General features: G+C 33.0%; 17 protein-coding genes. 11 read left to right on the top strand and 6 right to left on the bottom strand.

Annotated features, from left to right (window positions below; translation table 11 throughout):
* Position 1 precedes the first annotated feature (1 nt).
* On the bottom strand, positions 2-1,318 hold the full coding sequence (gene ahcY / locus SOM12_RS10130; RefSeq protein WP_320493347.1) for an adenosylhomocysteinase: 1,317 nt from the start codon (positions 1,316-1,318) through the stop codon (positions 2-4).
* A gap of 318 nt (positions 1,319-1,636) precedes the next feature.
* Between ahcY and SOM12_RS10125 the strand changes: the two genes are divergently transcribed.
* Complete coding sequence (locus SOM12_RS10125; protein WP_320493346.1) at positions 1,637-2,287, top strand: 4'-phosphopantetheinyl transferase family protein; 651 nt, start codon at positions 1,637-1,639, stop codon at positions 2,285-2,287.
* Between the two features lie 46 nt (positions 2,288-2,333).
* On the opposite strand, the gene SOM12_RS10120 is transcribed toward SOM12_RS10125, so the two are convergent.
* The 3 genes from SOM12_RS10120 to SOM12_RS10110 form a co-directional block, all read right to left on the bottom strand.
* Entirely contained in the window at positions 2,334-2,732 is a 399-nt protein-coding gene (locus SOM12_RS10120; protein ID WP_095927984.1) for a group III truncated hemoglobin, read from the bottom strand.
* The gene (locus tag SOM12_RS10115; protein WP_095927983.1) at positions 2,729-3,016 is read right to left on the bottom strand and encodes a hypothetical protein; all 288 of its coding nucleotides are present in this window, start codon (positions 3,014-3,016) and stop codon (positions 2,729-2,731) included. Before SOM12_RS10115 ends, SOM12_RS10120 begins: the two co-directional genes overlap by 4 nt.
* 82 nt (positions 3,017-3,098) lie before the next feature.
* Positions 3,099-3,695 carry a Crp/Fnr family transcriptional regulator gene (locus SOM12_RS10110; RefSeq protein ID WP_095927982.1) on the bottom strand — a complete coding sequence of 199 codons (597 nt, stop codon included), beginning with the start codon at positions 3,693-3,695 and terminating at the stop codon, positions 3,099-3,101.
* 95 nt (positions 3,696-3,790) lie between these two features.
* Between SOM12_RS10110 and SOM12_RS10105 the strand changes: the two genes are divergently transcribed.
* The 5 genes from SOM12_RS10105 (at position 3,791) to SOM12_RS10085 (ending at position 10,089) form a co-directional block, all read left to right on the top strand.
* Positions 3,791-4,519, top strand: a complete 729-nt coding sequence (locus tag SOM12_RS10105) for a geranylgeranylglyceryl/heptaprenylglyceryl phosphate synthase (RefSeq protein WP_320493345.1) — start codon at positions 3,791-3,793, stop codon at positions 4,517-4,519.
* Positions 4,520-4,540: 21 nt separating this feature from the next.
* Complete coding sequence (gene pnuC, locus SOM12_RS10100; protein WP_095927980.1) at positions 4,541-5,164, top strand: nicotinamide riboside transporter PnuC; 624 nt, start codon at positions 4,541-4,543, stop codon at positions 5,162-5,164.
* The gene (locus SOM12_RS10095; protein ID WP_095927979.1) at positions 5,125-7,239 is read left to right on the top strand and encodes a DUF4301 family protein; all 2,115 of its coding nucleotides are present in this window, start codon (positions 5,125-5,127) and stop codon (positions 7,237-7,239) included. Before pnuC ends, SOM12_RS10095 begins: the two co-directional genes overlap by 40 nt.
* A gap of 1 nt (position 7,240) precedes the next feature.
* Positions 7,241-7,645, top strand: coding sequence for an alternative ribosome rescue aminoacyl-tRNA hydrolase ArfB (arfB, locus tag SOM12_RS10090; protein ID WP_095927978.1), 405 nt, complete (start codon positions 7,241-7,243; stop codon positions 7,643-7,645).
* A 281-nt stretch (positions 7,646-7,926) separates the two neighbouring features.
* A complete protein-coding gene (locus SOM12_RS10085; RefSeq protein ID WP_320493344.1) occupies positions 7,927-10,089 on the top strand; it encodes a TonB-dependent receptor in 2,163 nt (720 codons plus the stop codon).
* A 52-nt stretch (positions 10,090-10,141) separates the two neighbouring features.
* Here SOM12_RS10085 and SOM12_RS10080 read toward each other — a convergent pair whose 3' ends face one another.
* On the bottom strand, positions 10,142-10,558 hold the full coding sequence (locus SOM12_RS10080; protein WP_095927976.1) for a hypothetical protein: 417 nt from the start codon (positions 10,556-10,558) through the stop codon (positions 10,142-10,144).
* A gap of 157 nt (positions 10,559-10,715) precedes the next feature.
* Between SOM12_RS10080 and greA the strand changes: the two genes are divergently transcribed.
* Both greA and SOM12_RS10070 read left to right on the top strand, forming a co-directional pair.
* Entirely contained in the window at positions 10,716-11,192 is a 477-nt protein-coding gene (gene greA, locus SOM12_RS10075) for a transcription elongation factor GreA (protein WP_057117494.1), read from the top strand.
* A gap of 75 nt (positions 11,193-11,267) precedes the next feature.
* Positions 11,268-11,657 (top strand): HIT family protein, encoded by a 390-nt coding sequence (locus SOM12_RS10070; protein ID WP_320493343.1) that lies wholly within the window; start codon positions 11,268-11,270, stop codon positions 11,655-11,657.
* A 90-nt stretch (positions 11,658-11,747) separates the two neighbouring features.
* On the opposite strand, the gene SOM12_RS10065 is transcribed toward SOM12_RS10070, so the two are convergent.
* Entirely contained in the window at positions 11,748-12,899 is a 1,152-nt protein-coding gene (locus SOM12_RS10065) for a HAMP domain-containing sensor histidine kinase (protein ID WP_320493342.1), read from the bottom strand.
* Positions 12,900-13,059: 160 nt separating this feature from the next.
* On the opposite strand from SOM12_RS10065, the gene SOM12_RS10060 reads away from it, so the two are divergent.
* From SOM12_RS10060 to aat, 3 genes are all read left to right on the top strand, one after another.
* Positions 13,060-13,935, top strand: a complete 876-nt coding sequence (locus SOM12_RS10060; protein WP_095927973.1) for a flavin reductase family protein — start codon at positions 13,060-13,062, stop codon at positions 13,933-13,935.
* 33 nt (positions 13,936-13,968) lie between these two features.
* Positions 13,969-14,340 (top strand): DUF3127 domain-containing protein, encoded by a 372-nt coding sequence (locus SOM12_RS10055; protein ID WP_095927972.1) that lies wholly within the window; start codon positions 13,969-13,971, stop codon positions 14,338-14,340.
* A gap of 121 nt (positions 14,341-14,461) precedes the next feature.
* Complete coding sequence (aat, locus tag SOM12_RS10050) at positions 14,462-15,100, top strand: leucyl/phenylalanyl-tRNA--protein transferase (protein ID WP_320493341.1); 639 nt, start codon at positions 14,462-14,464, stop codon at positions 15,098-15,100.
* The last annotated feature ends 2 nt before the right edge of the window (positions 15,101-15,102 follow it).

Raw genomic sequence — 15,102 nt, 5'->3', positions numbered from 1 at the left:
ATTAATATCTGTAGTATTCTGGTTTAAATGGACCTTGAACTTCAACACCGATGTAAGCAGCTTGATCTTCTCTTAGAACTTCAAGTTCAACACCTAATTTAGCTAAGTGTAAAGCAGCAACTTTTTCATCTAAGTGTTTTGGTAACATGTAAACTTCGTTTTTGTAAGCTGCGCTGTTGTTCCATAATTCGATTTGAGCCAAGGTTTGGTTTGTAAATGAGTTACTCATTACAAAACTTGGGTGACCAGTAGCACAACCAAGGTTTACTAAACGACCTTCAGCCAAGATGATGATATCTTTTCCGTTGATGTTGTATTTGTCAACCTGAGGTTTGATTTCGATTTTAGATGCACCGTGGTTTTTATTTAACCAAGCCATGTCGATTTCGTTATCGAAGTGACCGATGTTACAAACAACAGTTTTATCTTTCATTTGCTCGAAGTGCTCTCCAAGAACGATATCTTTATTTCCTGTAGTTGTAATGATGATATCAGCATTAGCAATTACAGTGTTTAATTTTTTAACTTCATAACCGTCCATTGCAGCTTGTAAAGCACAGATTGGATCAATTTCAGTAACTGTTACAATAGAACCAGCACCTCTAAAAGAAGCAGCAGTTCCTTTTCCAACATCACCGTATCCGCAAACAATTACTCTTTTCCCAGCTAACATTAAGTCAGTTGCACGACGCACAGCATCTACAGCAGATTCTTTACATCCGTATTTGTTATCAAATTTAGATTTAGTAACAGAGTCATTAATGTTAATTGCAGGCATTGGTAAAGTTCCAGCTTTTACTCTTTCGTAAAGTCTGTGAACACCAGTTGTAGTTTCTTCAGAAAGACCTTTAATTCCAGGAACCAATTCTGGGTAACGATCAATAACCATATTAGTTAAATCTCCACCATCATCCAAAATCATGTTTAATGGTTTTCTGTCTTCTCCAAAGAATAAAGTTTGCTCAATACACCAGTCAAATGATTCTTCGTCAAGACCTTTCCAAGCGTAAACTGAAATTCCAGCAGCAGCAATAGCAGCAGCAGCCTGATCTTGAGTAGAGAAAATGTTACAAGAAGACCAAGTAACTTCTGCACCAAGAGCAATTAAAGTTTCGATTAAAACAGCAGTTTGAATCGTCATGTGTAAACATCCAGCAATACGAGCGCCTTTTAATGGTTGTTCGTCTTTGTATTCAGCGCGAAGTGCCATTAAACCTGGCATTTCAGCTTCAGCTAGTTCAATTTCTTTTCTTCCCCAAGCCGCTAGAGAAATGTCTTTTACTTTGAAAGCCACGTAAGGCGTAGTCGTTGTACTCATTTATATTATATTTGTAGAATTGTAAATTTTTTGCGAATTTAAGGAATAGCTTTTTATTTTTACTAATTTCTGACAGATTTGTGAAATCTTTAATTTCTTAATCTCTAGAATGTTAGTTTCTGAATCGTTTTAAACCATATAAGTAATATAAGTTCATTTTAAAAAAGATTCTGAAACTATTACCTTTGTTGCAAATTGTTTATATTTACTAATACATTTTTTGAACCAGCAGTTATATCTTCTTAAATGACTTATATGGTTTAGTAATCAAGAGAATAATTTATCATTCACCATTCATAATTTACAACTAAAAAAGTAATGCCTTTATTTCAGACCATACAATTCAATGAAACGACTAAAATTTTAATTTGGGAAATCACAGAATCTCTCGAAGAATTATTGAGTAAAGTGGTGTTGAAAGAAAAAACACAAAAGAGATTGGACGGAATGAAATCGCAAATGCATCAGCGTGCTTTTTTAAGTGTTCGTATGCTGATTCAGGAAATGGGTTTTACGGATAAAGATTTGCATTATGATGAGTTTGGAAAACCTTATTTTGATTGTGATAATCATATCTCAATTACACATTCTTACCATTTTGCGGCGATAATTATAAGCAAAGAAAAGGTTGGAATTGACATGGAATTGCAGCGAGAAAAAATCCAGAGAATTGCAGATAAATTTACAGACTTTGAAAGTAATTATTTAGATACTTCATCTATAGAAGAATACATAAAAAAACTTACCGTAATCTGGGGTGCCAAAGAGGCGATCTTTAAAATCAGAAATGAAAAAGGGATCAGTTTTAAAGATCATATTAATGTGAGCAACTTTTCTTTAGGAGAAACCCAAACGCAGGCAAGTCTTCATTTTGATAATCTGATCAAGGATTTTGATGTGCATTATCAAGAAGTCCAATCAGATAATTTTGAGGGTAAGTTTACTTTGGTTTATGCTTTTGAGAAGTAAAATTTCAATTTAAAAATTCCAAATTCCAAACCCAAGATTTATATATTTAAACTTCACTTTCTTTTTGACGGTGCTGAAACATACTCATGTATAAAAAAGTGCTCATTTTTCGAGCGCGTCTTTTTAGTGTTTCGGCATTTTCGCCTTCAAAATGTTCGTCAATAGTTTGAAACCAATGATTCAACCAGATTCCGAATTCGTTTGTTGTGATTTTTTCGTCAAAATGAGCGTCAACTTCATTATGGACCGCATGAGGATTTCCTTTGTATTTGCGAACACCAAATAGATTGGTTTCCCAAAAATCAGTCAGTTTTTCGAGATGAGCGTCCCAATCAGAAATCATTTCATTAAAATAAAAGCCGATTTCTCGATCGGCTCTTATTTTAGCATAAAACTGATGAACCAAAAAGGAAACATCAGCTCTATTGTCTATTTGTTTTTTCATAGAATTAAACTATTTAAAAGTATAAAGAACAAACTTAAAAATGCACTTAGCATTATAAGGTTGAAAACTACTTTATGTTTCATTTGTGCCAAAATAGATGTGTTTGCAAAAACACAAGCTAAAACAATAATTCCTAGCTGAATCATTTGCGGAATTGAAGTTCCGTTGGCTAAAACATACATAGCTGCAGCGCCTCCTAAACAGCTTTGTCCAATAACTGCCATTGCAGCAGAGCCCATATAGTTTCTATTGAAAATGTCGAATGTTGTTTGATATAGTGTCATGGTATTCAGTTTTTTATACCAACAAAATTACGCCTACAATAGTGCTGCGTTTTATGATTAAAATCATAAAATGGGATTTTTTTTATCTGTATACTTTTCGGTTAATAATCTTCAATTCGCCTTTTTTCTCCAATGCTTTTATGGTCCTAATAACTGTTTCAACACGTAAACCTGTTAAGTCTCCAATTTGCTGTCTGGTAAAATTAATCAGATATCCATTTTTATCTTTCTGAAAATTGAAATAGGCAATACCGTGATCTATGAGCTTCAATACACGATGTTCGGGTTCGTGTGTAGAAATTTCGGCGGCCATAACCGATTTATAATACAATCGCTGCGCAAGATTCTCAATTACTTTAATGCTGACTTTTGGGTTTTCTTCTAAAAGCTTCATAAAGTTTTCTTTTGGAAGAATGAAAACCTCAGCTTTTTCTACAGCAATAGCATTTGCTGGATATTTTTGGTTTAAAAATAAAGGTGGTTCGCCAAAAGATTGTCCGTTATAAAATATACCTTGAATAAATTCTCGTCCGTCATCATTATAATTACTCATTTTTATTTCACCCGAAATAATCTGATAATAGTGTAAGGGCAGATTTCCTTCTTCGAAAATAATGTCATTTTTATCAAATGATTTTTTTGCAACACCATATTTTTCTAGTAATTCAACTGTAATCATAATGTATTATTTATGTTATCAAAAGACGTAGAACAAATATAATTTATTCAAAATAGTTCTTCTGCATTAAAAAACTTTTACTTTTACACCTTGGTATGCAAGAACAATTACTCACTATTAGACAACAGATTTTAGAAGCTAAAAGCAACGGTCAAAAACTACTGGCAGTGCTTTTGGATCCTGATAAAATTGTACTGGAAAATTTAAATCATTTAATTGATAAAATCATTCAGTCTCCGGCAACTCATATTTTTGTGGGAGGAAGTATTGTTCAGAATAATATTTTAGAGGAATTAATTACGGCATTAAAACAAGAAACGAATCTGCCTGTTATTTTGTTTCCTGGAGATCCTTCGCAGATTTCACCAAAGGCAGATGGTATTTTGTTTCTATCTTTATTATCTGGCCGAAATCCCGATTATTTAATTGAATATCAAGTTCAGGCTGCTCCAATTCTTAAGAAAACAAACTTAGAAGTTATTTCTACTGGTTATATTTTGATAGAAAGCGGTAAAGAAACCGCTGTTGCTCGTGTAAGTAAAACGAAACCCTTAAGTCGCGAAAATCTTGATTTGGTCTTGGCGACAGCACAGGCAGGAGAAATGTTAGGAAATCAACTGATTTATTTAGAAGCCGGAAGTGGCGCAAAACAGTCTGTTCCGACAGAAATGATTGAGCTGATTTCTCAAAATATTAAAATTCCTGTTATTGTTGGTGGAGGAATTGTAGATTTGCACGGAATTCAGAAAGCATATAAGGCTGGTGCAGATTTGGTTGTTATTGGAACTGCTTTTGAAAACAACAGTCATTTTTTTGAACAATAAACGCCAAATACCACATTTCCGATGATAGATTTTTTCTTAGAAAGTTATAAAAATGCACCGCTATGGCATATTGCTTTAGAGTTTTTAGTATTTGTTTGCGGAATTTTGAGCGTTTGGTTTGCTAAAAAGGAAAATATTTGGGTATATCCAACAGGACTAATTGCTACCGTAATATCGGTTTATCTGCTTTATGTTGCGGGTTATATAGGAGACATGATTATTAATGCTTATTTCTCAATAATGAGTATTTATGGATGGTACGTTTGGGCAAAAGGAGGAACGACTGAAGACAATCTGCCGATTACCCGTACAAGTTTTAATGAAAAAATAATCGGAATCTTACTGTTTATTGTGACCGTTTTTGTAGTTTTCGGGATTTATAAATATTTTGACTATGAAATTCATAAAGACAATTATGTCGATATGATTTCGTCTGGGATATTTTTTGCTGGAATGTGGTACATGGCCAGAAAAAAAATAGAAAACTGGACACTTTGGATTATTGGTGATATTATTGTTGTGCCTCTTTATGCTTATCGTGGCCTAGGGATGCTGTCACTTCAGTATATAATTTTTACAATTTTGGCTATTTCAGCTTATTTAGAATGGAGAAAGATCTTAGACAGCAAAAAACAAATATCATAAAAATTGCTTTGTTTGGACCTGAAAGTACAGGGAAAACAACCTTAGCAAAACAGCTTGCCGATTACTACGAAACAGAATGGGTTCCTGAGTTTGCACGTGACTATTTGCAAGAAAAATGGGAAGAAAATCAGCATATTTGTGTAGCAGATGATATGTTGCCAATTGCTTATGGACAGACTGCATTAGAAAACGAAAAATTGGCCAGTGCAAACAAATATTTGTTTTGTGACACCAACTTAATGGTGACTAAAGTATTCTCTGAAATGTATTATGGTTTTTGTGACCCGCTTTTGAATGAGGCGGCATTAAAACATGAATACGATTTATTTTTCTTGACCGATATTGATGTTCCTTGGGAAAAAGACGATATTCGCGATACTCCCGAAGGAAGAGAAACTGTTTTTTCTGCTTTTAAACAAACTTTAATAGATACAAAAAAGCCCTTTATAATCTTATCTGGTAATAAAGAAACGAGATTGGAAAAAGCAACAGCCATTATTGAGAATTTGACTATTGCTAAAGAAAATGATTTCTCATCGAATGATTTTGTGCAGATATACAATAGAGGTATTTCTTTTGATGCTATTCTAAAACAGTTAAAAAGTTTTAAAAAAGGAATTGCAAAAAGTAATTTAATTAGACCAGCCACAATCAATGATGGGATTTTAAATTTATCGGAGAATGAATTTCAGCAGAAAGCCTTATTTTTTGATCAGCAAAAGGATAAATTTAAAATTAAAAAATTTGTTCCAGCATCAGGTGCGGCAACAAGAATGTATAAATTCTTAATAGCATTTCTGAATGATTTTGATATTACAAAAGAAACAATAAATGCATACATAAACAGAAAAAACGATAAAGAACTTGCTATTTTTATTGTTGGTATGGAGAAGTTTCCCTTCTTTGAGACGGTAGATAAAAAATTAAGAGAAATTTATCCTGAATTTGAGAGTTTAGAAAGAGATTATAAAAATTACTATTTTATAAAATTACTCCTGTCTCCAGAATATTTTAATTCAGCGAACAAACCCAAAGCTGTTTTACCATTTCATCAATATGATACCCACATTGCCAATCCGATTGAAGAACATTTGAATGAGTGCGTACATTATGCATCATCAAAAAATGTATCTAATTTGCATTTTACAGTTTCAGAGATACATCAAAACTTATTTGAAATAGCGGTTGCTGAAATTAAAGATAAAATCGAAAAACCTTCAGGTATTAAGATTGACATTGGATATTCCTATCAAAGTAAAAGCACAGATTCTATCACAATAGATACAAAAAATAAGCTGGTAAAAGATAAGAACGACAATTTGGTTTTCAGGCCAGGAGGACATGGCGCTTTGATTGAAAACTTAAATAATCTGGATGCCGATGTAATTTTTATTAAAAATATAGATAATGTAATCCAAAATCATATTGATCAAATTACATTGTATAAAAAAGCTTTGGCAGGCGTTTTGGTTGAGATGCAGCAAAAGGTTTTTGAATATTTAAGATTAATTGATCAAGAGAAAATTAAAGAAGATAATATTGAAGAAATACTTCTTTTTTTAGAGAAGGGTTTTAGCGTTGAAATGACTGCTGATTTCAATAAATTTACTTTTGAAAATAAAATAAGTAAACTGAAAGAGCTTTTAGATAGACCAATTCGCGTTTGCGGAATGGTTAAAAATGAAGGAGAACCAGGCGGTGGCCCTTTTTGGGTTATGAATAAAAAAGGAATAAAATCGCTTCAGATTGTAGAGACTTCACAAGTTGATTTAGAAGATAAAAAACAAGAGAAAATTTTAGCCGAGGCAACACATTTTAATCCTGTAGATTTGGTTTGTGGTATAAAAAACTATAAAAACGAAAAATTTAATCTGCTGCAATATGTAGATCAAGAAGCAGGATTTATTGTTGAAAAAAGTGTTGAGGGAAAATCAGTTAAAAATTACGAATTACCTGGTTTATGGAACGGATCAATGGCCAACTGGTTAACCGTTTTTGTCGCTGTTCCTTTGATTACTTTTAATCCCGTAAAAACGGTAAACGATTTATTGAAAGCGGCACATCAGCCACAATAATATGGATGCAGAAAAAATTATATCAGAATTAAGCTTTAAAGCCGTTCGCAGTAGCGGCTCGGGCGGACAAAACGTAAATAAAGTTTCATCAAAAGTAGTTCTGAATTTTGATTTGAATGCTTCTCAAGCTTTGTCTGATGAAGAAAAACTACTCTTGCAGGAAAATCTCTCAGCAAGATTAACTTCAGAAAATCTCCTGATTTTAAATTGTGACGAAGACAGAAGTCAGCTTAAAAATAAAGAAATTGTAATTAAACGATTTTTGGAAATTATCAAAAAAGGATTGCATGTTCCGAAAGTAAGGAAGGCTACAAAAGTTCCGAAAGCGGTAATTAAAAAGAGAATTAAAGACAAAAAGAATGTTTCTGATTTAAAACAATCTCGAAGAAAACCGAACTTGGAATAAATTCCAAGTTTTAAAATTCCAAATTCCAAAAGAATCAGAATTAGTCTGTTTTGGAATTTGGAATTTCTTTTTTGGAGTTTTAAATATTTTAACATTACCTTTGCACTGTCTCAAAGGGGTGCTCTAAATAACGAGCTGAGATCATACCCAAAGAACCTGAGCGAGTAATGTTGCTAAGGGAAAAACGACACAATCGAGCGTACACACTTTATTTTGTCGGGAAACACATTTATTAATTTAACAAAAGAATAATTCCCCCTTTTATTCGTAATTCTTTACGAATGAAAACTATCTTTAAAGGTACTGAGGTACTAAGTTGCAAAGGTTCTAAGGTTCAAAAAATGAGCAGAACCAAATCTATTTTATTTCTTCTATTCTCTTTTTTCTATTCTCTTTTCTCTTTTGCGCAACAGCAAGATTCTACAAAGGTTAATCAGCTTGACGATGTTCTAGTTTCTGCAGTTCGTGTCACTTCTAAGACCCCAGTGAGTTTTAGCAATATGGATAAAAAAGAAATTAAGTACAGAAATTTAGGTCAGGACATTCCTGTTCTGATGAATTATCTTCCTTCGGTTGTAACAACTTCAGATGCAGGTAACGGTGTAGGTTATACCGGAATTCGTGTGCGTGGAAGTGATGCTACTCGTGTAAATGTAACCATAAACGGAATTCCGTATAATGATGCAGAAAGTCAAGGAACTTTTTGGGTAAATATGCCTGATTTTGCTTCTTCTGTAGAAAGCCTTCAACTACAACGCGGGGTTGGGACATCTACAAATGGAGCAGGTGCTTTTGGAGCTAGTTTAAATTTACTAACAGATAATTATGCTAATAAAGCAACTGGCGAAATTTCTAGTTCTGCAGGATCTTTCAATACATTTAAAAATACAGTGAAATTTAGTACTGGTTTGATGAATGATCATTTTGAAATTGCGGGACGTTTATCTACAATAAAAACAGATGGTTATATTGATCGTGGAAGCGCAGACTTAAAATCATATTTCCTTCAAGGGACTTATGTTGGCAAAACGACTTTGATTAAAGCTTTGGTTTTTGGCGGAACTCAAAAAACATATCAATCCTGGAATGGAATTGACGGGGAAACATTAAACGAAAACAGAAAATATAATTCGGCAGGAGTATATACAGATGAGTTTGGTGTAACACGTTATTATGATAACGAAACCGATAATTACAATCAAGATCATTATCAATTGCATTGGAGCGAATCAATTTCTGATAAATGGAGTACAAATTTTGCATTGCATTATACAAAAGGAAAAGGTTATTTCGAAAATTATAAAGAAGATGCAGACATGGCCGATTATAGTTTAAATCCTGTTGGAACAGTAACAACAACAGATTTGATTCGTCAAAAATGGTTGGATAATGATTTCTACGGAACTACTTTTTCTGCTAAATATGTAACAGAGGACTTGAATGTGATTTTAGGCGGAGGCTGGAATAAATATGAAGGAGATCATTTCGGAAAAGTAATTTGGGCGAGATATGCTTCTCAGTCTGAATTAGGAGATCACTACTACGATGATTATTCATCAAAAACAGACGGTAATATTTTTGCGAAAGCAAATTATCAATTCACAGAAAAATTAAGTTTCTATGGCGATTTACAATATAGAAATGTAAAGTACAAGGCTAATAGTGCAGAAACTGGCTTGGTAGATGATAATTTCAATTTTTTTAATCCTAAAGCAGGTTTAAATTATGCCTTTACTCAAAATAGTACTTTGTATTTTTCTTATGCAAGAGCGAATCGTGAGCCAAATAGAACCGATTACGAAGGCGGAAATGTAAAACCTGAAAAATTAAATGATTACGAGTTAGGATGGAGATTTAATACAGAGAAATTCCAACTTAATTCTAATGTGTATTATATGGCTTACAAAGATCAATTAATCTTAACAGGTAGATTAGACGATGTTGGAAACCCAATTCGTGCCAACACAGAGAAAAGTTACCGTTTAGGTTTTGAATTTGACGCCACAATTGCGCTTTCTGAGAAATTTACTTTACGACCAAACTTTACTTTGAGCAGCAACAAAAATGTAGATTTGGCTGTTGATGGCGAATACTACGGAACAACTAAAATTGCGTATTCTCCAGAAGTTATTGCCGGAAACGTAGTAGTATATAAACCGCTTAAGGGATTGTATCTTTCATTATTGCAGAAATATGTTGGAGAACAATACATGAATAACATTGAACTTCCTGCGGCAAAATTGGCAGATTACTTCGTAAACGATTTTAATGCTTCTTACGAAATAATTCCTAATAAGATTTTTAAATCGATAACCATAACGGCTTTGGTTAATAATATTTTCGACAAAAAATATGTTTCAAACGGATACATGTACGATGTTTATCCATACTATTATCCTCAAGCGGGAACCAATTTCTTAATTGGTTTGAGTTTGAAATTCTAATTAAGCCAAATGCAAAAAAAGCCTGAAATTTATTTTTCAGGCTTTTTTGTTTTTAGTTGTATACGTGAATAACAGTTCCAGAAGATTCCACTCGATATTGTTTCATCGGATATTCTTTGTCTCCAAGTCCCGTGTATAAATTATATTGAGTTTTATCACAAGAACAAACAGCATAAATTCCGTCAATTGTCATTGCAGTGCAAGAAGTTAAGGCTTGATTTGGACACGCAGCATCAAAAGCGGTGTAGGTTCCTTCGCCAGTTTTCATAACAATAATTCCTTTTGCACCGTAATTGGCAACATAAACAGGGTTGCTCGGATACATTAACTTGTTATAAGTTGGCAAATTGGTATCAAGATATGCGTTTACAGAATAATTAGGAATGTAAGGATTGTTGTTGCTCTTGCTATTGTCACTACAAGAGAATAAAATAGCAGTAAATGCGATAAAAAACCAGATTTTTTTCATTATTTGAATAAGAATTAGTTAAAACAAAAATAATTTATTTAGATTTGAAATCTATATGATTAACATATAATTATGTACTATTAAAAATTATAGTATATTTGTGGTAAGAAAATCCCGTCGCGATGGGATTTTTTGTATTTATATAAACGATGAAGTTATGAGTAAAGTATCTTATTATACAGCTGAAGGATTAAAAAAATTAAAAGATGAATTGGAGCACCTGAAAAGTGTAATGCGTCCAAAAGCATCTCAAGATATTGCAGACGCAAGAGATAAAGGAGATTTGTCTGAAAATGCAGAATATGATGCGGCAAAAGAAGCACAAGGCTTGTTAGAGATGAGAATTTCTAAACTAGAAGAAGTATATGCAAATGCAAGATTAATTGACGAATCTCAATTGGATGTTTCTAAAGTTTTGGTTTTATCGAATGTAAAAATCAAAAATCAAAGCAACGGAATGGAGATGAAATATACGCTTGTTGCTGAAAGTGAAGCAGATTTAAAGACAGGTAAAATCTCTGTAACTTCTCCTATCGGGAAAGGTTTATTAGGAAAATCTGTTGGAGAAGTAGCTGAAATTACAGTTCCAAACGGAATTTTGAAATTTGAAATTCTAGAAATTTCTAGAGACTAAATATTTTAAAGTTTAATCGTTTAACTGTTTAATCGGTTAAACGAATAAACAGTTAAACGATTAACCAAATAAACCATGAGCTCAATATTCACTAAAATAGTTAACGGAGAAATTCCGGCATACAAAATCGCTGAAGACGAGAACTATTTAGCATTTTTAGACGTAAATCCGAATGCTAAAGGACATACACTTTGTATTCCGAAACAAGAAATCGATAAGATTTTTGATATGGATGAAGAACTGTATTTAGGGCTAATGAAGTTTTCTAAAAAAGTAGCAGCAGCATTAGAAAAGACAGTTTCATGCAAAAGAATCGGAATTGCAGTTGTTGGGCTTGAAGTGCCCCATGCACACGTACATTTGATTCCGTTAAATCATATGGATGAAATGCGTTTTATTGATAAAGTTTCTCTTTCAAAAGAAGAATTCGAAGCTTTAGCAAAAGATATTCAGTCAAATTTATAAGATTCAAATAGAATAAGCTTGTCAGGCTGAGCGGAGTCGAAGCCATATAAAGCTGAAAAATTATATAGAAAACAAAAAAGTGCAGCAATATTACTGCACTTTTTTATTTAATGAAATCTGAAAAGTAGTTCCTTTCCCAATTTCCGAACTTAGTACTTTTATTTTTCCATTGTGATATTCTTCGACAATTCTTTTAGTTAAAGAAAGACCAAGACCCCAGCCGCGTTTTTTAGTGGTGAAACCAGTTTCAAAAATAGTTTTAAATTGTTTTTTAGGAATTCCGCTTCCAGAATCTTTAATGTTGATTTTTACATGATTTGCATCTTGTTCGAGATAGAGATCTAGTGTTCCTTTTCCTTTCATAGCATCAATAGCATTTTTAACTAAATTTTCGATTGTCCAGCTATGTAGCGTTGGATTTATCATAGCTAAAATAGGTTCGTTTGGAGCTTGAAACGTAAACGCGACTTGCTTTGAAAAACGAGATTGTAGATATTCATAAGCAGTTTTAGTTTCTTGTACGATGTCATGAAGTTCTAAAACGGGTATCGAACCAATCTTGGAAAAACGATCTGTAATAGTCTGTAAACGTTCGATATCTTTTTCGATTTCGATACTAATAGACGGATCAATATCTTCTGTTTTTAATATTTCAACCCAGCCAATTAATGAAGAAAGTGGTGTGCCAATCTGATGCGCTGTTTCTTTTGCCATCCCTGCCCAAAGTTTGTTCTGGGTTGCCATTTTGGTGCTTTTATAAAAGTTGTAAATTAAAGCAATACATAAAAATATAATTAGAAGCAGTGCAATTGGATAATATTTGAGTTTATTTAGCAATGAAGAGTTGCCATAATATAACGTCTGATATTTTCCTGGTGCATATTCGAAAGTGATTGGTTCATTTTCATTTTTCAGCTTATTCAAGAAAGCAATTCTTTTTTTCTTATCATTCAGAATTTCGTCGGGAACATTTACTGCACTCACCACTTTATCATACAACATTATTATACCCGGAATAGAAGTGTTATTGTTGAAAATCTGAAGAGGAAGCTCTACATCGGTATTTTCATCTGCATTAACTATTGAAATTTGAGCCTTTACAAAAAGGTTCATTTTCAAGCGTTCTTCATTTTTAAAAATTTGGAAGAAAGTATAAGTGTTCCAAAGAATTAGAGAAATGATTATAAAACAGACCGAAATAATAATCCAGCGGGTTGTATTTGTTCTTTCAGAAAAAGACATATCAGTTTTTTTGAGGTATAAATATAACGAAATATACACATTTTATATTTTGCCGATGTGGAAAGATTTTTCGTTTTTATCTGCAAAACTATTTCTTCGAATTAAACCATTTCAATACTTTTGTAGCTACTAAAATGAGATTCTGTCTAAATTTTAAAGTATGATCAGCGTTAACCCAAAAGAAATTCCAACGGCCAAATTGCAAGGCTATCTGCAGAGTTCAATCGGACCGAGGCCTATTGCTTTTGCAAGCACAATTAGCGAAACAGGGATTCCAAATTTATCTCCCTTTAGTTTCTTTAATGTATTTAGTGCCAATCCGCCAATTTTGGTTTTTTCGCCATCAAGACGTGTTCGCGATAATACCATTAAACATACTTTAATTAATGCCGAAGCAACTCGAGAAGTAGTGATAAATGTTGTAAATTACGATATTGTACAGCAAACTTCTTTAGCAAGCACAGAATATGGAGACGGAGTAAACGAATTTATTAAAGCGGGATTAACCCAAATTCCTTCAGATTTAGTAAAACCATATCGTGTAAAAGAATCTCCCGTTCAGTTTGAGTGTAAGATTACGCAGATTATTCCGTTAGGAACAGAAGGTGGAGCAGGAAATCTGATTTTGTGCGAAGTGGTGAAAATTCATATCGATGAATCGATTCTAGATGAAAATGGAGCAATCGATCAGCATAAAATTGACTTAGTTTCGAGACTTGGAAATAATTGGTATTCAAGATCTAATCAAGGACTTTTTGAAGTCGCAAAACCCTTGACAACACTAGGGGTTGGAGTAGATGCAATACCAGATTTTGTAAAAGAAAGCCTTGTTTTTGATGGAAATGATTTAGGAAAATTAGGTAATATAGAAGCCTTGCCTACAAAAGAAGAAGTTACTATATTTGTGAAAGAAAATTTCGCAGTCAAAGGAGTTTTAAGCTCAGACGACCAGAAAAAAGTACACTTAGAGGCCAAAAAATACTTGGATAATGGCGATGTAGAATCGGCTTGGAAAGTACTTTTAGCTAAAAAATAAAAAGAAATAGAAACAATAATTAAATAGACGAAGATGGAAGTTACAGGAAAAGTAAAAGTGGTTAACCCAGAGCAGCAAGTTAGTGCCTCATTCAAAAAAAGAGAGTTAGTTGTTACTACTGAGGAGCAGTATCCACAACATATTTTAATCGAATTTACACAAGATAAATGCGATTTATTGAGTAGCTATAAACAAGGAGATGCAGTAAAAGTTTCTATCAATTTAAGAGGAAGAGAATGGGTTAACCCACAAGGAGAAACTAGATATTTCAATAGTATTCAAGGTTGGAGAATCGAAAGATTAGCTCCAGAAGGGCCTGCACAAGGAGCACCAATGCCAGCTGCAGAAACTTTTGCACCAGCAACAAGTATAAACGAAGACGAACCAGACGATTTACCGTTCTAAAAAAGGTTTAAATTCCAAATTATAAATTCCAAATTCCAATTCATTCACGTGAGTTTGGGATTTGGAATTTTGTTTTTGAATTAATAATTCTAATTAGAATTTTGTCATTGAAATTTAAATAATGTATTTCTTATTTGATAATTTATATTTTCCGCCCGTTTCAGAAGCCGATGAAGAAGGTATTTTGGCTGTTGGTGGTGATTTGAGTCCCGAACGCTTAAAATTGGCGTACCAAAAAGGAATTTTTCCTTGGTTTAATGAAGGTGAGCCTATACTTTGGTGGGCACCTGATCCTCGTATGGTTTTGTTTTTAGACGAATTAGTTATTTCTAAAAGCATGCGGAATATTTTAAATAGAAAACAATTTACAGTTACCTTTAATACCAATTTTAAAGAAGTAATTTCGAACTGCCAGAAAATACAACGTATTGGCCAGGACGGAACTTGGATTTCAGATGATATAGTAGAATCGTATTGTGAACTTAATCGTCAAGGAATTGCAAAATCAGTTGAGGTTTGGCAAGACGATGTTTTAGTTGGAGGTTTGTATGGCGTCGATTTGGGACATATTTTCTGTGGAGAAAGTATGTTTTCGAAAGTGTCAAATGCTTCTAAAGTGGCTTTTATATCTCTAGTAAATCATTTAGAAAAAGAGAATTATAAATTATTAGATTGTCAGGTTTATAATCCACATTTGGATAGTTTGGGTTGTCGCCAAATTGATCGTGAAGACTTTATGTCCATTTTAAAAAGTAAATAGAA

This window comes from Flavobacterium sp. CFBP9031 (assembly GCF_034044945.1).
Lineage (GTDB): Bacteria > Bacteroidota > Bacteroidia > Flavobacteriales > Flavobacteriaceae > Flavobacterium.
Note: the sequence above shows the minus strand (reverse complement) of the source record. Positions and strands in the feature narration are given on the sequence as shown.